The organism is Facklamia sp. P12932 (assembly GCF_050409545.1).
Taxonomy (GTDB): Bacteria; Bacillota; Bacilli; order Lactobacillales; family Aerococcaceae; genus Facklamia.
On sequence record NZ_JBNUPG010000004.1, the window covers coordinates 148,153 to 172,634 of the forward strand.

The 24,482-nt window shown below is 35.5% G+C and carries 20 protein-coding genes and 1 tRNA gene; 16 read left to right on the top strand and 5 right to left on the bottom strand.

The features are described 5' to 3' along the window. Positions 1–135: 135 nt before the first annotated feature. Both ACQV2P_RS03225 and ACQV2P_RS03230 read right to left on the bottom strand, forming a co-directional pair. Positions 136–2,421 (bottom strand): glycogen/starch/alpha-glucan phosphorylase, encoded by a 2,286-nt coding sequence (locus ACQV2P_RS03225; protein ID WP_428894626.1) that lies wholly within the window; start codon positions 2,419–2,421, stop codon positions 136–138. Positions 2,422–2,608: 187 nt separating this feature from the next. Beyond that, complete coding sequence (locus ACQV2P_RS03230) at positions 2,609–3,442, bottom strand: DUF368 domain-containing protein (RefSeq protein WP_428894627.1); 834 nt, start codon at positions 3,440–3,442, stop codon at positions 2,609–2,611. Between the two features lie 140 nt (positions 3,443–3,582). On the opposite strand from ACQV2P_RS03230, the gene ACQV2P_RS03235 reads away from it, so the two are divergent. The 14 genes from ACQV2P_RS03235 (at position 3,583) to ACQV2P_RS03300 (ending at position 20,703) form a co-directional block, all read left to right on the top strand. Then, on the top strand, positions 3,583–3,834 hold the full coding sequence (locus ACQV2P_RS03235; protein WP_428881688.1) for a hypothetical protein: 252 nt from the start codon (positions 3,583–3,585) through the stop codon (positions 3,832–3,834). Further along, complete coding sequence (locus tag ACQV2P_RS03240; protein ID WP_428881690.1) at positions 3,821–5,101, top strand: hypothetical protein; 1,281 nt, start codon at positions 3,821–3,823, stop codon at positions 5,099–5,101. The genes ACQV2P_RS03235 and ACQV2P_RS03240 overlap by 14 nt, the downstream gene beginning before the upstream one ends. 36 nt (positions 5,102–5,137) lie before the next feature. Next, positions 5,138–5,545, top strand: coding sequence for a cytidine deaminase (gene cdd / locus ACQV2P_RS03245; protein ID WP_428872834.1), 408 nt, complete (start codon positions 5,138–5,140; stop codon positions 5,543–5,545). 20 nt (positions 5,546–5,565) lie between these two features. Continuing rightward, positions 5,566–5,958: a lactoylglutathione lyase gene (gene gloA / locus ACQV2P_RS03250; protein WP_428874635.1), complete on the top strand. Its 393-nt coding sequence runs from the start codon at positions 5,566–5,568 to the stop codon at positions 5,956–5,958. 489 nt (positions 5,959–6,447) lie between these two features. After that, positions 6,448–8,382 (top strand): 1,4-alpha-glucan branching protein GlgB, encoded by a 1,935-nt coding sequence (gene glgB / locus ACQV2P_RS03255; RefSeq protein ID WP_428894628.1) that lies wholly within the window; start codon positions 6,448–6,450, stop codon positions 8,380–8,382. Position 8,383: 1 nt separating this feature from the next. After that, positions 8,384–9,520: a glucose-1-phosphate adenylyltransferase gene (locus ACQV2P_RS03260; RefSeq protein ID WP_428872923.1), complete on the top strand. Its 1,137-nt coding sequence runs from the start codon at positions 8,384–8,386 to the stop codon at positions 9,518–9,520. Beyond that, positions 9,521–10,675 carry a glucose-1-phosphate adenylyltransferase subunit GlgD gene (gene glgD / locus ACQV2P_RS03265; RefSeq protein WP_428872924.1) on the top strand — a complete coding sequence of 385 codons (1,155 nt, stop codon included), beginning with the start codon at positions 9,521–9,523 and terminating at the stop codon, positions 10,673–10,675. It begins immediately after the preceding gene. Positions 10,676–10,685: 10 nt separating this feature from the next. Beyond that, on the top strand, positions 10,686–12,137 hold the full coding sequence (gene glgA, locus ACQV2P_RS03270; RefSeq protein ID WP_428874638.1) for a glycogen synthase GlgA: 1,452 nt from the start codon (positions 10,686–10,688) through the stop codon (positions 12,135–12,137). 218 nt (positions 12,138–12,355) lie between these two features. After that, on the top strand, positions 12,356–14,482 hold the full coding sequence (locus tag ACQV2P_RS03275; protein WP_428894629.1) for a transglycosylase domain-containing protein: 2,127 nt from the start codon (positions 12,356–12,358) through the stop codon (positions 14,480–14,482). Positions 14,483–14,574: 92 nt separating this feature from the next. Continuing rightward, positions 14,575–14,919 carry a YlbF family regulator gene (locus ACQV2P_RS03280; RefSeq protein WP_428872927.1) on the top strand — a complete coding sequence of 115 codons (345 nt, stop codon included), beginning with the start codon at positions 14,575–14,577 and terminating at the stop codon, positions 14,917–14,919. 96 nt (positions 14,920–15,015) lie between these two features. Beyond that, positions 15,016–16,284, top strand: a complete 1,269-nt coding sequence (locus ACQV2P_RS03285) for a metallophosphoesterase family protein (protein WP_428885093.1) — start codon at positions 15,016–15,018, stop codon at positions 16,282–16,284. Next, positions 16,274–19,093: an AAA family ATPase gene (locus ACQV2P_RS03290; RefSeq protein WP_428872930.1), complete on the top strand. Its 2,820-nt coding sequence runs from the start codon at positions 16,274–16,276 to the stop codon at positions 19,091–19,093. The genes ACQV2P_RS03285 and ACQV2P_RS03290 overlap by 11 nt, the downstream gene beginning before the upstream one ends. Beyond that, entirely contained in the window at positions 19,094–20,041 is a 948-nt protein-coding gene (locus ACQV2P_RS03295; RefSeq protein ID WP_428872931.1) for a 3'-5' exoribonuclease YhaM family protein, read from the top strand. Between the two features lie 8 nt (positions 20,042–20,049). Then, complete coding sequence (locus ACQV2P_RS03300) at positions 20,050–20,703, top strand: SRPBCC domain-containing protein (RefSeq protein ID WP_428885092.1); 654 nt, start codon at positions 20,050–20,052, stop codon at positions 20,701–20,703. Between the two features lie 67 nt (positions 20,704–20,770). On the opposite strand, the gene ACQV2P_RS03305 is transcribed toward ACQV2P_RS03300, so the two are convergent. The 3 genes from ACQV2P_RS03305 to ACQV2P_RS03315 form a co-directional block, all read right to left on the bottom strand. Continuing rightward, a complete protein-coding gene (locus ACQV2P_RS03305) occupies positions 20,771–21,742 on the bottom strand; it encodes a peptidylprolyl isomerase (RefSeq protein ID WP_428885091.1) in 972 nt (323 codons plus the stop codon). 140 nt (positions 21,743–21,882) lie between these two features. Next, positions 21,883–22,242 (bottom strand): YtxH domain-containing protein, encoded by a 360-nt coding sequence (locus tag ACQV2P_RS03310; protein WP_428872935.1) that lies wholly within the window; start codon positions 22,240–22,242, stop codon positions 21,883–21,885. A 1-nt stretch (position 22,243) separates the two neighbouring features. After that, complete coding sequence (locus ACQV2P_RS03315; protein ID WP_428874644.1) at positions 22,244–22,678, bottom strand: HIT family protein; 435 nt, start codon at positions 22,676–22,678, stop codon at positions 22,244–22,246. Between the two features lie 240 nt (positions 22,679–22,918). Here ACQV2P_RS03315 and ACQV2P_RS03320 point away from each other — a divergent pair, with 240 nt between their 5' ends. Both ACQV2P_RS03320 and ACQV2P_RS03325 read left to right on the top strand, forming a co-directional pair. Then, positions 22,919–23,686, top strand: a complete 768-nt coding sequence (locus ACQV2P_RS03320; protein ID WP_428881699.1) for a hypothetical protein — start codon at positions 22,919–22,921, stop codon at positions 23,684–23,686. A gap of 120 nt (positions 23,687–23,806) precedes the next feature. Beyond that, positions 23,807–23,878, top strand: a tRNA-Arg gene (locus tag ACQV2P_RS03325). The last annotated feature ends 604 nt before the right edge of the window (positions 23,879–24,482 follow it).

Genomic DNA, 24,482 nt, shown 5'->3' on the forward strand with positions numbered 1-24,482 from the left:
ATATTATCGAGTGTCTTTACCTAATTGAATTATCAAAAGATCAGCGCTAAGAAAGATTTATTTAAATAGTCTTATTCAATTAATTAGATAGGAGAGCTACCGTTTAATAATAGATAAAACACCCTCTCTTTTCATTTATTCATCACCATAAGAGACCGGCAAATGCCAAATGGCATCATTATAGTCTCCAATGGTCCGATCACTTGAGAAGAAGCCAGAATTTGCAATATTAACAACTGATTTTTGATACCAAGTGTCAATATCCTCATAGTCTCTTAGCATCTGTTCCTTAGTTGCAATATAGTCTTCTAAATCAATCAAAGTCATAAAATAATCCTTATGAATTAACTCCTGATGCAGACGGTTTAAACGCTCTTCGTTACCAAAATACAACATACCATGGGAAACAATGAAGTCTACTAGAGGTTTGATCGTTTCTCTTTGATAATATTCATTGGATGAATAACCATTACTTTTATAGAGTTGAATAATTTCCTGACTTTCTTTTCCAAAAATATAGATATTATCTTGGCCAACTTTTTCAAAAATTTCAACATTAGCACCATCTAAGGTACCAATCGTTAGGGCACCGTTTGCCATAAATTTCATATTTCCTGTACCCGAAGCTTCTTTTGAAGCCAAGGAAATTTGTTCAGAAATATCGGCTGCCGGAATAAGATAGGAAGCATTGGTAACATTATAATTTTCAACCATTATTACTTGTAAGTGTGGAGCAACCACCTTATCTAAACTAATCAATTGTGACAAAGTTAAGATAAGATGAATAATATCTTGTGCAATTGTATAGGCGGGTGCAGCTTTTCCTCCAAAAATAACGGTAATAGGTGTTTCAGGAATATTCCCCTTTTTAATATCTAAATATTTATGAATCACCCATAAAGCATTCATCTGTTGTCGTTTATATTCGTGGAATCGTTTGATTTGAATATCAATAATTGAGTGTTCATTAATTGTAATCTTCATTCGGTCTTGCAATCTTTTCTTCAACCGCATCTTGTTATTGTGTTTGATGGCTCTTAGTTTACTTAATGTGCGCTCATCGTCTTTAAAATCTATAAATTGTGAAAGATCAGCATTTCTATGCCAAAGCGTTCCGATTTTAAGGTCTAGATATTCTGAAAGTTCCTTGTTAGCGCCCATTACCCAACGGCGGAAGGTGATGCCATTGGTCATATTGTGGAACTTGTCAGGATAGATCTCATAAAAAGGTTTTAAAGCCGTTGTTTTTAAGATTTCAGTATGTAATTCTGCGACACCGTTGACAGAAAAACCAAAGTGAATGGCTAAATGAGCCATGTGGACATAATTTGAATTATCAATAATCCAAACTTCAGCCTGATCGGGATAGTGTTTTCTAATCACTTGGTCGAGCCGTTGAATAATATTGGCGATTTCTGGCATGATTAATTGAATATCATTGAAAGGCCAAGTTTCTAAGGCTTCGGCTAAAATAGTATGATTTGTAAAAGCAGTAATCTTAGTCACAATTTGATAGGCTTCTTCAAAGTCAATGCCTTCCTTCATTAAAAGGCGCACTAATTCAGGAATTATAAAGCTTGGATGGGTATCATTGATTTGAATAACGGCATAATCAGCTAAATCATGTAAATTGCTACCTTTTTCTTTAGCTTCATGTAGAACAAGTTGCGCTCCATTTGAAACCATAAAATATTGTTGATAAATCCGTAGCAATCTTCCTTCATGGTCTGAATCATCAGGATAGAGGAAGAGTGTAAGGTTTTCTTTAATATTTGTCTTATCAAAATCAATTGAGTCTTCAGAAACAATAGACTCATTGACAGTGTCTAAATCAAATAGACGCAAGCGATTACGATGAGTTTGTTTATAACCTAAAACATCTAAGTCATACAGAGTTGATTTTAGAGTGAAAGAAGCATAGGGGACTTCGAAAGTCAGGTGAGATTTTTTAATCCAGTCTTGACCAGTTAACCATGCATCTGGCACGGTGTGTTGTTGATTATCAAAAAACTCTTGTTTGAATAAACCAAAATGATAATTCAAGCCAATTCCATCACCATTAATCCCCATCTTGGTAATAGAATCGACGAAACAAGCAGCGAGTCTACCGAGGCCGCCGTTTCCTAAGGAAGGTTCTCTTTCAGCATGTTCTATGTCCATTAAGTTCTTTCCGTTAGCGATTAATTCGTTATTAATTTGATTGTAAATACCTAAATTAATTAAATTGTTACTCAATACTTTTCCAATTAAGAATTCTGCAGAAAAGTAATAGAGTTTTCGCTTTTGGTCTTGATCTCGGTAGGGTAATCGGCGAGATTCATCTTTTACCACTTCCATTAATACGGTATATAGTTCTTTATTATCACAATCATAAACTTTTTTTTGAAAGAGGTCTTGAGTATAACGCTCTAGTAAAGTCATAAGTTTCTCCTTTATAGCGATTTATTGAAAAGAATCGTTTTATAACAAAATTCAAATATCCTTTTGTCTTCTTCATTATAAGTGAAAGGGCAATGACCTGCAATTTAATCTACTACTGAATGGGACGAAAAAAGTCCCTATCCATCGATTAAAGCTGATGAATAGGGTGGAGTGTGAATATTTATAATTAATTAATTTTTTTATACTTCTCTTCTAAGCGTGCCATCCACCAACCTAAAGCACTTCCTAATAAGAGCATGAGGCCGCAAATTGCATAGTCAGTAAGTTGAAAACTTGTGTATTCGGTTGGAATGATCATAAAGGTAGATGCCAGAACAACACCGAAAATAAAGTGGAAGAACTTTGCATAGTAGCGGTCAAAAATTCTCTCAATTAGTTTAGACAAGAGCAGTATTGTTAATAGACCACCAACTCCAATTGGAATAATTACAGTCAGGTCTAAACTTTTGAACCCATCAGACATTAGCTTGTACATGCCCATGTAAAGAATAAAATTTGAAGGGCTCAATCCCGGAATCAGAACTCCTAATGCAATCAAAGCACCTGCGATCATCCAAGTAAAGAAGTTTGCTGAAAGCTGTCCGCCAAACCATGATTGTCCAAATATAAGCAAACATAAGGCCGCAATAAAAGAAAGAACCATTACAATCAAATCTGACTGATTGCGTCCTTCTTGACTAGCTTCTTTCCACAGTGAAGGAATCATACCCACTATGCATCCTACAAAAAACCACATGACATAAGTTTCATAATTTTCGAGAACATGGCTAACCCCGAAGGATAGGATGACTATGCCAAACAGGGCACCTAAACCGACAGGTATGAAGAAAATGATGTTTTCAACGAAGTCTTTGGTGATATTAGCTAGAAAACGGATAATTCGTTCATATAAACCAAAAATTGCCGCTAAAGCACCACCAGAGACTCCGGGTAAAATAAAGCCTGATCCAATGAACATGCCTTTGACAAAGCGCCAAATCCAATCAATTGTTTTTTTCATAAATTGCCCTCCATAGTTCAATACTTTTTCAGTTTAGCCCTTCTTGGTAAAATTTTCAATGAAAGTTAGCATGATGCTTGAGTAGGTCTTTTGAGGAATCTATTGTATAATAATATTAGTATGATATAGGAGGAAAAGTTATGAACATAGTTTATTTTTCTGATAAATGTCCGAATACGGAGGCTTTTATTAGCCGCTTAGATCAAATGGAAGTGAGCTACAAAGCAGTCAATATAACTGATTCAATGAAGAATTTAAAAGAGTTTCTTAAATTAAGAGATAGTCGTAATGAATTCGATGAAGTTAAAAAAAATGGCAATGTGGGTATTCCTGTTTTATATTCTGAGGATCGGTTAATCTATGATTTGGATACAATTAATGAAAAAAAGTAAACAAGTCTTCAAGAGAATAGTTATAAGTATTACCTTCATTATTTTCAGCCTCTTTTTAAGACTGCCGACTAGCCACGCCCAAACGGAGTCTGATTTTTATGACATGTCTATTGAGATAGTAAATGACTTAACAACTGAAGTTAGTGATCAAGAAGATCAACAGTTACGAACCTTAAAAGATTCCTTAACAGAGTTTGATGTGGAGTATAAAGTAGAACAATTGGCTAAGAAATATGATCTAGAACCTAAAAGAACGACCCTCGATTTAGAAGAAAATTACCGTATGGAGTCCTTCCTTTTAAGAGAAGATGCCCCATATGGTATGGAATTAATTGCTATCTATCAAGTCGATCAGTTAGTCTATCTAGCCAGTCAATATTATGGGGCCCTCGAATTTATTGAAGAACAAAATCAATCCATTGAAATAGCTCGTGCTGTTGCCAAAGATTTTCAAATAATGGCCAGTCTGCAAGGGAATATTATGGAAGATGACGGCCTGTTAGTAGAAGTATCGTCTAAAGACAAGCAAGATGACTATCGTTTAGCTTATTTTAGAGAGCAAGCGGTTTTATCAGACTATCTGATCAATGAATTTTTAAAAAGCCAAAAGATTGAGGGCATCAATTCTCAACTAACCCTTGAATTAGCAGAAAAGAAAGAAATTCCTGATCCAACAGATGAAAAGTCAGAGGATTTAGAAGACGATAAGCGTCCTCTAGAAGAGAAAATAAAGGGCATGATACCCGCTTCCTTAGCTGAGTCTGAAATAGTTGCATTTGATGACTATCAAGATAATATTATAAGTCTTGAAGATCAAATTAAGCTTTATCAATCCAGAATCCAGACAGAGATTACGGCTGATAATTTTTCTCGAGAATCTATTATCGAACAATTAGGACAAGCAAGTAAGAGCAAAAAGCAAGATAACTTAGAGTCGGACGAATATTACTTTCTTTCTAAAAATAATTTAGTCTATCTTAACTTTATTTATAGTGAAGAACAATTGTTGCAAGCTAATTTCCATTATTTCGATGAAAATTGTTTTAAAGAAGGTAAAGATTTCCAGTCTCTGCTAACAGATTATGAAAACAATGGTTCTATCACAGTAGCAGAAATTGAAGAAGACCTCGGTTCAGCTGATAGTGCGGCATATTATATGATGACTGGCTTTTCTTATTATTCATGGGTGAGCTTTTCGGATAATATCCGCCAATTAATTGCAAGTATACAACAAGATCAAATTATTAATCTTCAAATTGATGAATAAAATCACTAATTATCACACACAGGAAGAAGGATCAAAGTGGATCAAACAACAATTAATTCTTTGATGGAACAAGCTCGTGAAGCAGTAAAAAGAGCCTATTGCCCATACTCAAATTTTCCCGTTGGAGCAGCATTGTTAACTAAGGACGGTAAAGTTTATACAGGTGTTAATATTGAAAATGTGTCCTTTGGTGCTACTAATTGTGCAGAGCGCTCAGCAATCTTTACGGCTGTATCCGAAGGATACCGTCCAGGTTTTATTGAGGCAATTGCAGTAGCAGGGGATACGGAAGACTTTTTAATGCCTTGCTCAATTTGCCGTCAAGTATTGGTAGAAATGGCAGAGCCTGACACTCCTGTCTATTTAACACGTAAGGACCAATCCATCTATCAAACAACAGTCAGTGAACTTGTACCAATGGCTTTCCAAAGCCTAGATATGTAAAAAATACAGGAGGAATTATAATGACACAAAAATTGTTACATACTTGCTATCGAATTAAAGATAGAAAAGCGAGCTTGACTTTCTATACGGAAGTTTTTGATTTTAAAGTGATGCGTGATCGTCGCTTTCCAGAACATCAGTTCGATTTGCTTTATTTACAAGTTCCTGGATCAGATTTTGAATTAGAGTTAACCTATAACTATGACTCGGAAGGCTATACTATCGGAGATGGATTCTCTCACATGGCTATTGGAGTGGATAATCTTCAAGCGCAACATCAAAAGTGTAAGGAAGCTGGTTACGAAACAACAGAGCTCAAAGGACTTCCAGGTCAAAAAGCTTCTTACTTCTTTGTATCTGACCCTGATGGCTATCGACTGGAAGTGATGGATAATAAAAACTTAGCAGTATAAGCTTGTCTATGCCCGTTGCTTATGGTAAGATTTATACATGCGATGAGTCGAATACAATCTGGTAGATTGGAAGCAAGCTGTCTAGAGCTAAGAGCTCAAGCCAGGAAGGCGACAGAGCAAGTTGGAGCTGTGAACTGCAACTTGCAGTATCTTAGGATATTTTGCGATTCGTGAGTACTAGTTACTCACCGACACTCTTATGGAGTGTCCCTTATAAAAGAGCCTTTAACTTTCTGAAATTCAGTCAGTTAGAGGCTTTTTTGTATGAATTTAAAAAACAAGAGTTTTAGAGCTTAAATTTTTAATATTTATAGCTAAATAATTTCAATATTAATGAACATATCATTTTGACTTTAAAATGGGCGTTGTCATGGGATTATTCTTTTAAAATAGAGGGCGTTCCGTTACAATATTGGTAATTGAACAAGTTACCTAATTCACTTAATAGTCCGTCTCAAACTTATCAATTATAAGAATGGAAGGTTGCCAATGACATTTTCCTTGGATCGAAGTAGCTTAAACAAAGAAATAGAAAAGTTTTCAACACAATTGCATGACCAAGCCTATCATTTTTTAGGTGCCAAGCAGGTTCAGTCAAATTCAAAAGGTTATCAGTTTAGTGTATGGGCACCCAATGCTTGGCAGGTATATTTACAAGGCGATTTTTCTAATTGGAAAAATCTATGGATGGAAAAACTTGATGGCGGTGTATGGAGTCTATATGTTGAAAACGCTCAAGCAGGACATTGTTATAAATATGGAATGGATCATGGAAATAATCACATTGAATATAAAATTGATCCTTACGCTATGCGATTTGAAAAACCCCCTCAAGATGCATCGATTATCGAAGATCTCACACCATTCCCATGGAATGATCAAAAGTGGCTAAAAGCACGCAAGGCTAAAGATAAATTTGACAGTCCTTTACAAATTTATGAAGTTCATCAGAGTTCATGGCGACAGCATCCCGATGGAAGATCTTATTCTTTTAAAGAGTTAGCTCACAGTTTAGTTCCTTATGTTAAAGAAATGGGTTATAACTACATTGAGTTTATGCCTCTAACTGCCTTTCCTTATGCTCCTTCTTGGGGCTATCAGGTAACCGGCTATTATGCAGTCGCTGGTCAATATGGAAGTAATGAAGATTTTAAATATTTCGTTAATTATGCTCATCAAGAAGGCATTGGTGTCATTCTTGATTGGGTACCTGGTCATTTCAATCAAAATGCGAATGCTTTGGCATATTTTGATGGTCAGGCTTGTTATGAGTATGCAGATCCTCAACGAGCTAAAAATATTAGCTGGGGTAGTTTAAATTTTGACCTTGGAAAATTACAGGTACAATCTTTTCTAATCTCAAATTTAAATTATTGGCTGTCTGAATTTCATTTGGATGGTATTCGAGCAGATGCTATTTCAAATATTCTTTATCTCGACTTTGATCAAGGTCCCTGGACGCCTAATAAATATGGAGGAAATGACAACCTTGAAGGCTATCATTTCTTACGCATAATGAATCAATGGGTTCAAGATTACTATCCTGAGGTTTATATGATTGCTGAAGAAGCCACTTCATCTAGCGGAATAACTTTGGATATTGCTCATGGAGGATTGGGTTTTGATTATAAATGGAATATGGGTTGGATGAATGATGTCTTACGGTTTTTCCAACTTCCTTACAATCAAAGGCCAGCTCAATTACGTCTCATTACTTTTGTTTTTATGTATCAATTTAAAGAACGTTACTTACTTCCTTTCTCTCATGATGAGGTTGTTCATGGGAAAAAATCCTTGCTAGCTAAAATGCCAGGTAGTCGCTATGATCAATTTGCTGATTTGAGACTTTTACATGCCTATATGTTAGCTCAACCTGGTAAAAAACTTCATTTTATGGGTAATGAATTGGGACAATTTATAGAGTGGCGCTATTATGAAGAATTAGATTGGCAAGGACTAAAGCAAGAATATAATAGTGAATATCAAACGTTTATGCGAACCATCAATAAGATTGGCTTAAATAGGCCAGAATTTTATCAATTGGATCATCATCCAGAAGGAATAACAGTTTTGGATGCGGATGATTTAGAGAGAGGATTGCTAAGTTTTATTCGTTGGTCTAAAAATAAACAATCATACTCTGTGATAATGATTAATTTTTCAAAAAATCATTATTATGATGTGGAATTAGGTGTCCCTGAAAGTGGAGATTTTCTTGTCTATCTTAATAGTCAAGCAGATCAATTTGCAGGTTATCAACAAAATTGGCAAAAGTTTTACCAAGCAAAAAATAAAAGCTGTTGTAAGCAAGATTATTGTTGTTTGATTGAAGTTCCAGCTTTATCCGTTCAATTTATTGAACATATAAATTTGCATCAAGATAGAAAGGAGAAGGATGCTAAGCAGTTAGTATCCAAACGCTAAAATGAAAGATGAAATGATTGCGATGATACTAGCCGGAGGTCAAGGAAGTAGGTTGGGCGTTTTGACCAAGCAGATTGCTAAGCCCGCAGTGCCATTTGGAGGAAGGTATCGTATTATTGACTTTGCTTTAAGTAACTGTGCAAATTCTAACATTCATAAAGTGGGGGTCATTACTCAGTACCAACCTCTAGAATTAAATGGTCATATCGCTAATGGGGAGGCTTGGGGCTTTAATGCTAGCGGTGGTGGCACAACTATTTTACAACCTTATTCATCCACTGATGGAGAAAAGTGGTTTAAAGGGACATCAAATGCTATTTATCAGAACATAACCTATATCGATTCTGTTAATCCAGAATATGTTTTAATTTTATCTGGAGATCATATTTATAAAATGGATTATTCAAAGATGTTAGATTTTCATAAAGAAAAAGGCGCTTCTTTAACAGTTGCTGTGAAACCTGTGCCTATCAAAGAGGCAACACGCTTTGGAATTATGAACACAGATAAAAATGATCGTATCGTTGAATTCGAGGAAAAACCTGATCAGCCACAATCAAATTTGGCTTCAATGGGGATCTACATTTTCAATTGGCAGAAATTACGTAACTATTTAATTGAAGATCAAGATCAAGATAATCAATTAGAAGATTTTGGTAAACACGTTATTCCACTTTATTTAGCCAATGATGAAGCATCTTATGCTTATGCCTTTGACGGTTACTGGAAAGATGTGGGAACTATTTCATCCTTATGGGAAGCAAATATGGAGATTTTGAATCAAGATCACCCACTCTATCACTCCAATCCTGATTGGCGTGTCTACTCGAATAATCCGGTTCTACCTCCGCAAGTAGTGACGGACCATGCGGCGATCTATGATTCCTTTGTTACTGATGGATGTTATGTATCAGGAGAAATTCACCGGTCTATTCTTTCCGAAAACGTAAAGGTGGGGCTGGATTCTCAGATTACCGATTCGGTGATCATGGCTAATGCTAGGATTGGAGCATCTTGTCGAATTGAGTATGCAATTGTTGGCGAGAATGCTCGAATAGCAGATGGAGCAATGGTGATTGGAACAGAAAGAGACATTGCAGTTGTCGGTTTTGGCGATCAGATAGAAAGGAAGAATTAAATGGTTCAGCATAAGACTTGTGCAATTTTAAATTTAACAGAAGACAATCAACCTCTATATCCTTTAACTTATAATCGTCCTATCGCAGCTTTGCCATTTGCGAGTCGTTATCGCATTATTGATTTTATTTTATCTTCTCTTTCTTACGCTCAAGTTCAATCGGTGGCTATGTTTATTGGTGAGTCCGGACGCTCTCTGTATGATCATATCCGCTCAGGAGCCTCATGGAATCTTGATTCACGGATTAGAGGAGGTATTTTCACCTTCTCTCAACAAGACTGGAAGGCGCGTTATCATCGAGAGAACGACCATGAAGACTACTATTATAATCATCGAATCTTCTTAGAAAGATCGAAAGCTAAGTATGTCTTTGTATCTGGATCGAAGATTATCGCTAATTTAAATATTAATGACTTACGTCAATCGCACATTAGAAGTAAGAAAGATGTAACTTTAGTTTATAAAAATGTGATTGCATCGACTATAGGGATGGACCATCCCAACGAACGCATCGTTGCGTTTGATGAAGAAAAAAATATCGTCGATCTATTACCTAACTCAGAAAAACCCGCTCTTGCATCCGTTAGTTCCAGCTTAGATATGTATTTTCTATCTGTAGACATTCTTTTAGCTTTAATTGACCGAGCTGATAGAGAAGAGCAGTATCTTGAAATAGATGATCTTATTCAGTTTTATTTATTGGATTATAGCATTCATCCTTATGAATATACTGGTTATACCGCAAATATTAATACGGTAGAAGCCTACTATCAAGCCAATATGGACATGTTAAACCATTTATCCTTTGCAGCTTTATTCCATACGGATCAGGCTGTTCGTACCAAATCCAAAAATGGAATTCCAACCTATTACCATGAGCGTTCCTATGTGCGAAATGCAATTTTAGCAACTGGAACGACCGTTTACGGTGAAGTAATCGACTCTTTAATTAATCGGCGAGTTCAAATTGGGGAGAATGCTAGTGTGAGAAATTCAATTATTCAACAAGGGGTTGAAATTGGAGAGGGAGCCACAGTAGAGTACGCCATTTTAGATAAAAATGTCGTGGTTAAGCCCGGCACAGTGATTCGTGGACGCCCTGATAAATTAATTGTAAAAGCTAAAAATGAAATTGTGGATGCAAGGGTAGATTAGGAGGATTTAAATGAAAATACTTTATGCCTCAGCTGAAGCGGCTCCTTTCTTTAAAACAGGAGGTCTAGGAGATGTCGCTTCTGCATTGCCAAAAGAGTTAGCGAAGGAACCCGAGCTTGATGTTCGTGTGGTGCTTCCTTTCTATAGTCAAATGGCTAATGAATATGCGCAACAGCTAGAAGAAATTGCACATTTTCGTTTCCAACTGGGGCAACGAAATGTCTACTGTGGAATTAAGCAATTGAAGGACCATGGAGTAACCTATTACTTCATTGATAATTTGGCTTATTTTGATCGCGCTTCTTTATATGGAGAATGGGATGATGGCGAACGCTTTGCCTATTTTTCAACTGCTATCATTGAAATGCTGGAAGTAATTAATTGGATACCAGAAATTATTCATTGCAATGATTGGCAAACGGCTATGATACCCGCTCTTTTAATCGATCGTTATCACTGGAAGGAATCCTTAAAAAATATTCGAAAAGTACTCACTATTCACAATTTACGTTTTCAAGGGATTTATGATGCATCCATGCTTTCGAATGTCTTTGGCACTGGCTTTAATACCTTTACCGACGATGGTTTGAAGTACCACAACAATATGAATTACCTTAAGGGTGGTATTAACTTTGCCGATCGAGTAACAACGGTCAGTCCGACCTACGCTCAAGAAATATTAACTCCAGAATTTGGTGAAGGTTTAGATGCAGTATTAAGGCGAAATGAATGGAAACTTAAAGGAATTATTAATGGAATCGATCTAGAAATCAATAATCCCAAGACAGACAGCTATTTGCCTTATCATTATGATCAATCAGATCTTTCAAACAAAGCTAAAGTAAAAAGCTACCTTCAAAGGCAACTTACTCTTAAACAAGATAATCAGATCCCTTTAATTGGAATCGTCAGCCGGCTGACAGACCAAAAAGGTTTGCAATTAGTTGAGCAAATTATGGATGATTTACTGCAACAAAATGTTCAAATGGTTATTTTAGGTACTGGAGACCAACACTTTGAAGATTCATTTCGCTATTTCGAGCAGAAATACCCTGATCAACTGAGAGCTTGCATTCAATTTGATCTTGGACTGGCTCAGCAAATATATGCTGCCAGCGATATTTTCTTGATGCCATCTGCTTTTGAACCTTGTGGTCTCTCGCAAATGATTGCCATGCGCTATGGCACACTGCCTCTGGTGCATGAGACAGGAGGCTTAAAAGATACTGTCGAAGCTTATAATAAATATACTGGCCAGGGAACCGGTTTTTCATTTAAAGGTTTTAACCGCGACAATTTACTTTTTACCATTAATATGGCCTTAGATATTTTTATTAATCAAAAGGAAGTTTGGCAGAAGTTAGTGAAGCAAGCCATGGGTAAAGATTTCTCTTGGACTGCACCTGCTAAAGCATATAAAGCTGTTTATGATGAACTTTTAAATACATCTGTCAATTTATAGAATTTAATTAATTTTCAATTATTAGCCTTCTAAAAATGTTTCATTGAGACATCAGTTAGATGGCTATTTGAATACTTAGGCAAAAGTCATACAATCTTTCATAAATTTTCTTAATCATTTAGTATAATTTAATAAAAAGATTGACCTCGGCCTTTAGTTGGAAGGCGGTCGATATAATTCTGTCTAGGATAGAATTAACAAAGTAGGTGAATGATTAAATGGAGAAATTTAAAATGCAATCGAGTAAACATAAAATATTTCAAGGGATCAAAAATATTTGGCGCTATTACCGAGGATGGAAGTGGTTAGTGTTTATTGCTTTATCACTTACCTTATTCTTAACCTCTTATTTGGTTTTTATTGCGAAAACGACTGATGTTAAACAACTGCAAGATTCCCTGCAAACAAAAACAGAAATCTATGACAAACAAGATCAATATGTAGGTACACTCTTATCGCAAAAAGGAAGCTATGTGACCTTAGATGAGATATCTCCCTTAATGCAAGAAACAGTTGTTAAAACTGAAGACAAGCGCTTTTATGATCACAATGGATTCGATACAATTGGAATTGGTCGAGCGTTTTTGCGTTTAGTTATTAATCGCAATACTTCTGGTGGGGGAGGCTCCACCTTAACACAGCAATTAGCTAAAAATGCTTTTCTCAGCTTGGATCAAACTTTTCAACGTAAATTAAAAGAATTGTTTCTAGCACTTGAAATTGAGAAAACTTATTCAAAAGATCAAATTCTTGAAATGTATTTAAACAATGCCTACTTTGGTAATGGAGTCTGGGGCATTCAAGATGCGGCTCAAAAATACTTTGGCATTAATGCTTACCAATTAGATCAGAATCAATCAATGGTTCTAACCGGTATCTTAAAAGGTCCTTCCTTATATAATCCAATTGATGATTATCAAGCAGCTATTGACCGACGAAATGTCATTGCTGATCTTTTGGCTGATGAAGGGGTTATCTCATTTTCTAACGCAGAGGATTACAAAGCAATGTCTATACCTCTTTTAGACAATTATGTTCCAGCCAGTTCTGGACATGAATATCCATTTTACTTTGATGCGGTGATCAATGAAGCTATTCGTAAGGTAAACATCCCTGAAGAAGACCTTATGTCCAAGGGCTATCGAATTTATACTAATTTAGATATCAATGCTCAACAAGGTCTTAATAACGCTTATCAAGAGAATGCTTATTTATTTAATGATGGGGCATATGATGCGCCGATTGTTCAAAGCGCAAGTGCGATAGTTGATACTCGTACTGGGGGAATTATGGCAATTTATGGAGGAAGAGGAGAATATGTCTATCGCGGCTTTAACCGTGCTAGCGATATGTATCGTGCTCCTGGATCGACCATTAAGCCCTTAGCAGTTTATTTACCAGCTCTTGAGAATGGATTTAATATGCATTCGATGGTTCCTGATGTTGTTAAGGCTTATGGTAAGGATCAATTTGCTCCAGAAAACTTTAATCGTCAAACGGATCCTAGAGGAGAAGTCCCCTTATACTATGCTTTATCACAAAGTAAAAATACATCCGCTGTTTATTTACTAGATAAATTAGGAATTCAAACCGCAGTCGATAAACTGCATCAATTTGGTATTGAAGTTCCCCAACAAGACCAGCAGTTGACCTTGGCCTTAGGGGCTTTTTCGACAGGAGTAAGCCCTGTGCAATTAGCCTCAGCTTATGCGACTTTTGCTAATAAGGGAATAAGAAATGAATCTTACTTTATTCGACGAATTGAAGATATTTCTGGGAAAGTTGTATATGATAACGAAAAACCTAAACGTCACTTAATCATGACCAAAACGATTGCCGCAGATATGACCAGCATGATGTTAGATACATATGGTGGCAATGGTACTGGATATGGCGCAGGCCCTAATACAGGTTTGATTGCTGGTAAAACAGGAACAACTGAAGTATCAGACGGTTCAACCCAAACGCGAGACCGTTGGATGGTTGGTTATACCCCAGATTTTGCGATAGCGACATGGATTGGTCTGGATGACGTAGAAAGTGCTAATTTGGATGAAATTATGCCAACTGGCATGGGGAGATTATTTAATAGTCAAACTTCTTACATGATGGCATACTCGCCACAAACACCATTTGATGTCAGCTACGCTTCGCAAATAGAAGCAGATACCAATGGTAAAATGGGTGGTGATTGGTTGGAAAATGTTGATTTCAACTTTGACGGAGAACTTTTTTCAACACTTAAAGAGAACGGAAGTAATCTTTGGGAAAAGGTTAAATCTTTTAGTAGTGAAAAAACACAAGAGGTTATCAATTGGATCGAAAACTTAGACCTACCTATTTAAAAAACGCCCAATAAAAATGGGTGCTTTCACCTCAGTTTGATTGAAAAAAAGACTAAAAATTGATACTATTATCATATAGAAATGAGGTTATTATGAACATTAATATTTATGATACAGCTAACACTTTAGAACGCGAATTACGACAGTTGCCAGCTTATTTGAATGTAAAATCGGCACTCGAAGAAATAAAGAAAGATCCTGAAAGCAATCAGTTGTTTGAAGAGTTTCGTCAGGTCTCACAGTCACTTCAGACAATGACTGAACAGCCGAGTGAAGAGAAAATCACAGAAGTTCAAAACTTGTATGCAAAAGTAATGGAAAACCCTTCAATTAAGAAGTTAATGGAAAACGAACAACAACTCGGATTTCTAATGGAAGAAATCAATCAAATTATTACCAAGCCACTACAAGACTTATATCAAGCGCCAACTGAATAAATTTGAATTTGGCAACTGGAAGCCATCGAACAATTATCTTTCGAGGTTCTTTCAGTTGCTTTTATCAACCAATTATTTTGGAGAGAGGAGACCGAGATGCGTTTCATGCATTTTGCTGACCTACATTTAGATAGCCCCTTTGCTGGAATGCAAAAACAATACCCTAGCTTACAAGAAGTTCTAATCCAAGCTCCATATAAGGCATTCCATCGAGGCGTTTCATACGCTATTAAAGAAGATGTAGACGCTGTTGTTATTGTAGGAGATATTTATGATACTCAAAAACAAACAATTTATGCTCAACATGCTTTTTTAAAAGAATTAGAACGACTGAAAGCAGCAGAAATCCCAGTGGTTATTTGTCATGGGAATCATGACTTTCTTAATAACCAACGCTTACTGATGCAATATCCTGAAAATGTTTACGTCTTTAAAGATGAGTCGATTGACCATATCGATATAAAGACAAATGATAATCAAACTTGTCGCTTCTATGGTTTTTCTTATAATAAACGTTGGATTCATGAGTCCAAGGCCCAAGAATTCCCTGCAAAAAACAATGAAACGGACTTTACCGTAGGTTTATATCACGGGGAATTGTTAAGTACGACGCAAAAGGGAAATTATGCTCCTTTTACATTGGAGCAACTAATCTCAAAAAATTATGATTACTGGGCTCTTGGACATATCCATCAGGCAAATACTTTATCCACATTCCCGCTTATTCAATATGCTGGTAGTCCTCAAGGTAGAAATCGCCTGGAGATTGGCGACAAGGGAGCCTATTTAGTCACCTTAGAAGTCGATCAAAAGGTAAAATCTGAATTTATTCATTTAGCTGAAATTGAATGGAGAGATGAAATCATAGAGTGTCAGGAAAACTGGCAAGTTAATGATTTGTTATGGGCGATAGAATCCTTAGTCAATAACTTTAAAGATGAGGTTGATAAGGGCCTACCTTCGAAGATTATTTCTTTAACTTTAAAAAATGCACAACGTTTGCCAATCGATATACAAGAACAAATTGAAAAAGGTGAGGTTGAATCGATACTCACTGAACCCCAGTCGATCGAAAAATTCGCGATTATTGTTAGGGTAAAGCTTGAGCGTCAAATGGTATTAGATGCCTTCGAATATGATAAAACATTAAAAACTAGCTTCCAAGCGGCTTGTCAAGATATGCAAGAAGGTAAAGCATATCATGAAAGTCTAGCAGAATTATTTGACCACCCAATTATTAAGCAAAGGATGTCAGATTTATCATTGGATGAAGAATTGAAGAAGGAATCTATTCGATCAGCACAAGAGTTAATGATTCAAGCAATCGGATTTGAATTTAAGGAGGCGATTGATAGTGAAGATTAGCACCCTTGATATCTATGGATACGGTAAATGGGTTAATCAACGCTTTGATTTAGATGATCAATTACAGTTGATTTTTGGTCAGAACGAAGCTGGGAAATCAACACTCCAATCTTTTATTCGAAGTATTCTTTTCGGATTTCCTTCTAAACATCGACGGGTCAATCAAATTAATCGCTATGAACCCAAACTTAGTGAAGTATATGGGGGCAGAATTCTTTTAAAAGAAACTAGCCATGGAGATATTTGGGTGGAAAGAACTAATAGAGGTCTAACTTTAACAGATACAAAAGGGCATGAGCTTGAACAACTAGTGTTAGATCAAATCTTAAGTGGATTAGATGAAAACCTCTTTGACTCCTTTTATGCCTTTTCACTGCAAAATTTGCAGGAACTGTCAAATGTTGATGCAGAAAAATTGGGTGATTATTTCCTATCAATCGGAACGGTTGGATCAGATAAATTTCTTTCTGTGGCTAAATATTTCGAAAAAGATCTGGGGCAACTTTATAAATTAAAGGGGAAAAATCCTAAACTTAATCAAGCGTTATTGGAATTTGAAGAACTTAGTCAATCCATTGAGAAAATGAAGCAAAATATGGCGAAGTATGATGACCTGTTCGACCAACAGCAAGCTGAAATAGATCAAATTGAAGGTCTTAATCAGTCTATTCATGATTTAGAAGAAAAGCAAAGACAATTGGATCAGTTGATGACAAGGTTTGATATTTATCAAAAAGACCTCGTCGCTCAAAGAGAGTTAGAGCAATTAGTTTTTACTAAAATGGATAAGGATATGCCAGAAAAATTAGAAGAGGCTGTTCGGACCAAAAATGATAGTCAAAAGACTATACAACAAATGCAAGAGCGTATTCACAATTTAAACAATGAAATGAGTACCCTAACCCGTCTAAATTGGGGAAAAAACCACGAAGACCAAAGGAGACAATGGTCAAGTGATACCGCCCATATTAAAAAGGTGGATTTACGTTTAGAACACGTTTTAGAAAGAATTCAAGAACAAACCAATACTATGGCTCGACTGGCTCGTGAAGGACAGTTTTATCCTGAAAAAGTAAAGAAGTCCTCAGAGTTTGACCGTGAAATCGAGCAAGGTTACGAAATTCAAGCGGCCATAGATGATTTTGAAGGACAAAAAGATTCTATTCAAGCAGAGAGAAAAGTTTTCCTAGATCAGCGAAAAGAATTGCAAACCTACTCTGTCACAGTTAGACAGCAGCACGCAAAACTAGAAAGTATGCGTATGAATGAAAGAGCTCAATTACAACAAGCTACAAATATTAGGCATTATCTTATAGGGGCTCTTTCAATCATTTTAGGACTAGCAATGGGTATTTATCATTTACTTAATCAGACAGGGGCGAATTTCCGTTGGATTGCTTTGATTTTAATCGGATTAGGTATACTTTCAACCGCTTATGTCTTCTTTGAGCATCTAAAATATAAAAAGAAATTTCATTCCTCTCCAGCAATTGAGAAAATGGCTGAATTACAAAGAAAAGAGCGCCATTATCAAGATAGAAGTCAAGAACTAGGTCAAGACATCAATCAACGAGAAGCCAATCTTCGATCGGTTGAAGAAAACTTAGTCAGAAAAAGACAAGAGCAGCAACGATGGTTAGTTGCCTTAGGCTTTTATCCAACTGCAGATGCAGAAATTGTTCTTAAATCGAATCCGGTTAAAGAGTACTTTCAAGCTGAAACAATTCGTCAACAATATGAAGAAGAGCGAAATGACCTCAATGTCGAGATTGCCAAATGGCGCAAACAAATCGCTCCACTACTTGAGCGTTTTCCTTTGGGAGATCAAAGTATCAAGGTTCTTATACACCACGTTGAAGAAACTGAAGTTTCAATCGCCCGTCAAGTGGAACGTGGTAAAGCGATGGAGGAACGTATAAGAAATGCTCAAGATATCATTGCTCAAGAGAAAAAACATCTACAAGAGCAGCAAGAAATCATTGAATCAATTTATCAATCAACAAACTCCTTTGACCAAGTTGACTTTAGACAAAAAGTTCAAGCCAATAATCAAATTCAGCAACTCAAAGAAAAACGTCACTTGTATAGTGAGCAGATTAGAGGTTATGAAAATGAGATGTCAGCTATCGAAAGTAAACAGTCATTAATCAATCAATATAATAAGGTTCAAAATGAATTAACGCTTAATAAAAGTCGTGTACAACCTCATCAATATCAGCGTGCAAATATTGAAGTGGCTTTAAATCAGCTTGAGCAAGATGGAAGTTATCAAGTCTTACAACAAAAACTGGAAGATAAGAAAGCAGAAATCATTAAATATGTTCAAGAGTGGAGTAAGAAAAAAATTGCTGTCGATTTAATCTATCAAACATTAAGACAAGGAATGGATAATCCGATTCCTGAAATGAATAAAATGGCTAATGAAATTTTTTCTAAATTAACCTATGGGCGTTATGATCAAATTAAATTGAATAAAACTGGAATCAAAGTTAAACAGTTTTCAGATGTGCTGTTTTCACCTCATGAACTTTCGCAAGGAACCTTGGAGCAATTATATGTCGCTCTACGTTTAGCTTTTATAGTGAATGCCTCTTCAATGGTATCAATGCCTATCATAATCGACGATGCTTTTGTGAACTTCGACGAAATACGTAAAGCAAGCATGTATAAAGTTTTAGAGACCATCAGTCAAAATCATCAAGTTTTATTCTTTACTTTTGATCAAATGGCTGCGGATACATTAGCGATTGATTCGATGATTAACTTAGACGAGCTAATAGAAACGAATTCAACCCAGGAGGAGAGCTAAATGAGTTTATTATATGAGATTAATGAAGGAGACGAATTTGGAATTTATGTTCTTATTAAAGCAGCAGATGTGAGAACCGCTAGAAATGGCAAACCATTTATTGCCTTCCGTTTTCAAGACCGTTCTGGATCTATGGATGGTATGTATTGGTCTGCTACTGAAGAAGAAATTAACAAATTCCAAGTCGGTAAGGTTGTTTTTCTGAGAGCTAATCGGGATACTTATCAAGGAAGTCCTCAAGTAAAAATTAAAGCACTTCGTTTAGCTGAAGAAGGAGAACCCAACGATCCAACACTTTATGTTGAACGAATTTCTATGAAAATTGATGATATAAAAGAACAGATTAATGACGCTTTATTTCTCATTCAAGAACCGAATATTAATCGAATTGTGCGAAAAATTTTGAGTGAACATGAAGAAGCTTTTTACAGCTATCCAGCTGCTAAAAGAAACCATCATGCAATGGCAGGCGGTTTAAGTTATCATACTGTTTCTATGTTGAAAATTGCTAGAGCACTTTTGGCTATCTATCCGCAAATAAATTCTAGCCTACTTATTGGTGGACTGATACTTCACGATATCGGCAAAACAATTGAACTATCTGGAGCTATCTCAACCGAATATACTTTTAAAGGTAAAATGTTAGGTCATATCGTCATTATGTCAGAAATGATTGAACAAGTATGTCAACAAATTGGTATTGATCCTAATAAAGAAGCCGTTGTTTTATTAAAGCACGTTGTACTAGCACATCATGGTAAATTGGAATATGGTAGTCCTGTTCAACCGCGTATTCTTGAAGCAGAAATTCTTCACCATATTGATAATTTAGATGCTACTGTTAATATGATTTTGTCTGTTTTAGATAAGACACAAGAAGGTCAAGAAAGTGCTCAAATTTTCCCATTGGATCGTCGTAGTTTTTATAAACCAAATTTCAGAAAGTAGGCAAATAAATGACAGATAATAGCAATCCAAAGAAATGTAATTGCAAAAATCATGCGTCTAATCATGAGAGTCAATGCCAAGTTAATCATTCTAAATCGAACTCTGAGCACTTATGTGGATGCCATCATCATGCAGAACATAACTACCATCATGGATGTGGTTGTCACCATGAACAAGTAGAAAACCCTCAAACTGATCTTGGTTTTTCTCTATTCTTTGAAGGAGAAATTAATGCAACTCCGGAAGCAGTATGGAACCATTTGACTGATAATGAATACTTATCTAAGTGGAAGTCAGATATGAGGATGATTGACTGCAAACCAGGTGGGTCATTTAAAGTAACAAGAAATGGACAAGCGCATCATTTGATGTTAACAGATGTTGAAGAAGGACATTTATTGGCCTATTTATGGAAAAATGACGATATGGTTCTAACAATTGATCCTGGAGAAAAAGATACTACGCTCTTTACTTTTGAATATTGGTTTGCTGATAGAGAAGAAGCCAATGCTGAGGATGTAGCTCCATGGATTATAAATCTTTATGAACTTGAACACTTTATTGTTCATAATGAATTAATGGATACTAAAGACTTGCCGAAAGCATTGATGGCAGAAGTTAATAACTTAATTAAAGAGCAAAAATCACGTGAAACGCTTTAATATTTTAATACAGTAAAACAAAAAAGGTTGAGGATTTTCCTCAACCTTTTTATATTTAAAATAGTTTCTATTCGGCTGGCGCTTCTTCAGCAGGAGCCTCTTCAGCAGCAGGTACTTCCTCAGCAGAAGCATCCTCTGGTTGGTCAGCTAAATTGATTAAATCATCTACTGCATTTTTTAATTCAGGATCTTCAATCTTTAAGTCAGAGTTTTTAATAAGCTCTCCGACAATTCCATAGGTAAAGTTAGAGTCAGCATACTTACTTTGTTTATATGCTTCAACTACTTCTTCTTTACTCTCTTCTAATGGTTTCTTTTCACCATTGTTGATTGTTTTAATAACGTGGTAGCCAAATTCAGATTGAACAGGTTCGCTCGTCATTTCTCCATTAGCTAAAGACTTAACTGCTTCTTCAAATTCTGGAACCATTTGTCCTGGCGAGAAAGGGGCTAATAATCCACCATTTTCTGCAGAACCATCTTTAGATAATTCTTGAGCAACGGTATCGAATTCTTCGCCATTATTGATGCGTTCAATAGCATTTAAAGCTTCTTCTTCCGTATCAACTAGAATATGCTGTGCTTCCATCATTGGTTGGTAATCATTATCATAGAAATTTTGAATGGCTTCATCTGACATATCGATGCGACCTTCAACAATTTCTTGTAAAAGATTACGGATATATAATTGGTATTCATATTGTTCAGCGCTACCTAATTGTTGGTAAGATAAGAATTGTTGGAATACCTCTTCTCCACCTAATTCTTGAATTTGTGACTGAACTTCTTCAGCAGCTCTTGTTTTAGCTCCTTCAGCGTCTTCTACATTTTCAATTAAAACAGCTTCAATAATTTTTGAGCGTAGAGCAGTAGAGCCAAATTGTTCTTTCATATCTTGATAAAAATCTTCAGCAGTGATAGTTGTCTCTCCAATAGTGGCAATTACACCCTCTTGAGCTGAAACGCTTGTTAAATTCGGCAATGCAACAAGTGCGACACTTGCTGCTGTTAAAATCCAAGTACGGATTGATTTTTTCATATTAATTTTCACTCCTATAGTTCTACTATAATTTGCTATAACATAAGCATAAATATATCTTAACACTTAATGATTAGAAAAGATAATATAAGCTAGAAATTCTAAAAAACATCATAATTTTTATAAATTAAAACCTGAATTTAATTCTTATATGAGTTTAAATTAGCTGAAGACATTCCCTCAATATCTTCATTTAATTGCTTAACATTTTCTTTAATTCTTCTTATTCTAGGTTCTGTTTCATCCATGACTTTTTGTTTAGTTTGATTGGTTAAATGAGAAATAAAGTCCATAGTTTGCTTAGCTTCTGCAGTCAATGACTGAATAGCTGAATGAAAACGGGCATAGTCTTGATCAACTTGTTGGAAATCAACTTTAAAATCTTTATAAGTCTTTTTTAGTTGATGTCTTGTTTTCTCACCAGATTGTTTAGCATTCATTAACCCCGCTAGTACTCCAAGAGCTAAGCCAGTTAGAAAACCTTGTGGGAAATTTTTCATACTAATCGCCACTTTCTATTGTTTGTTTAATTGATGCTGCCAATTGCTGAAATTCATCCTGAGTGTAACCATCTGAATGGTCTTCAAAATGTAATTTAAATCCTTCTTCTTTATGATAACGTGGAATCAGGTGAATGTGTGAATGGAAAACAGATTGATAGGCGACTTCTCCATTGTTATTGAGAATATTCATGCCCTTAACACCTGGTATGCTTTTTTTAATGGCGTCGGCAATTTTCGGAATTCGACTAAAAACGGTACTTGCTAACTCTGGATCATACTCAAAAATATCTTTAACATGTTTCTTTGGTATGACTAAAGTATGTCCTTTGGTAACTTGAGTGATATCTAAAAAGGCAAAGACCTCATCATCTTCATAGACCTTAGCGCTAGGAACCTCTCCGTTGATAATCTTACAAAAAATACAATTTGTCATTTTTCTCTCTCCTTTAACTTACGTCTTGTCTCTATAGCATATCATAAGGATTTTAGAAAACGCTATTAATAACATCTTAAAATGAGTCTTCATAAAAAATTCATAAGATTAGCGTGTTACAGGCTTAATTTCATTAAATATTCCATTTTAACTCAAGCCTCCTTTAAACTAGCTATGATATAATAGTTATGTTGAAGAAGGATATATTATAGATATAATAACAATTACATGGGAGGTAGAATGAATTTGAATAAAAGTAAATTTCAAAAAATGTACCTGCTCTTAACTCTTTTAGGCATTTTCCTGGTTTTTAATTTAAATCCTTTAGCAATAGTTCACGGCCAAGAGGAAACGACAGAAGAGCAAGTAGGGATAGAGCAAACTGACGAGCCGTCTAGTCAAGAAATTTTTGAAACAAGTAATGAAGCTGTTTTTGACCCTCTACCTGATGTCGGTCTATTTAAGCAACTCATTCCTTATGTGCATTATTTAAATTATCAATACGTGGGAGATGGAAGTGAATACTTTACTAAAGATATCATCATGGAATTCATGCCTGATGCAAATGGAGTTTTTCAAGTCGCAGAGTTTACAGATACAAAAGCCGTAGCCTACGTTTATCAAATTAAGCCCGATGGTCTATATGAACTCGCTTACTTTGATAATTATACGGTAGTGGAAGACCTGAGGTATTCCGCTGATGCTTCAGATGACAATGTTTCACTCATTCTACCTGTAGATATAAGTGAAGGAACAATTTTTAAATCAGGCTATCAAGAAGAAATTAAGAAAAAAGTAATTGGTAGGGTGGACTCGCTAACAATTGGTCAAGAAATTTATACTGATGTTTTGCTTGTTGAAGAGATGGCAAAGAATAACGGAGATACAATCCGTATCTATTATGCCAATGACGCAGGTTTGATTTTAATTGAGCGTCTTCATCCAGATGGCACAACCACACCAATAATTTACCTTAGGTCTAGACAAGGTTCAATCATGGACCAATAGTGGATAATTTTTACAATCTTATTTTTATAATAGGACTAGCATCATTAATTGTTAGTCCTTTTTTATTGGCTTATTTCTTGCTTTTAGCAATTTGAGTTTGGTATAATAGGTAATCGTTAGGCCGCCGTAGTGTAATGGATATCACGGAAGATTCCGGTTCTTTCGATGGGGGTTCGATTCCCTCCGGCGGTATTTGTAATAAAGCTAAAGATTTTTAGCAAAAAATCTCATATTTTTTTAAAAAATACTTTTTAGAGAGTTCAGCCAGATTGGCTGTTTTTTATTTTAAATTAGACTAGCTAGAATAAGGGGATTGACTAGACAATCGCACAAGGGTTGACTAAGATTTAACTAGTTATAAGACAAGCAATTAGAAAGGAAAACTTAGAAAATTAAAAAGCCCATTTTTAAGAGTAAGTTTATTTCTTATTACCATTCTTGTATTAGCTGCTTGTGATAGTACCAATAAAACAAATATTGCAAGTGATGCTTATAAGATGTCAACTTATACTCTTATTAAGGCTGCTCAAGAAGGTAATCAAGATAAACAAAATATTGATTTAGATAATCCCTCAAATATTTATGAAAAGGAAAAAAGCGCTAAAAAGTAACAACAAAAGATAAAACGACTAGTAGAAAAACCACTACCAAAGATAAATAAATTAAGTTTGTAGTTATTTTTTAAAAGAATAAGGGCAAAAAAGAAAATTATATAGAAAAATCACTAAGACTAGTCATAAATGTTAGACGATAATACATATGTGACATAAAACAAATAAAAATAGGGAGCTTCTGT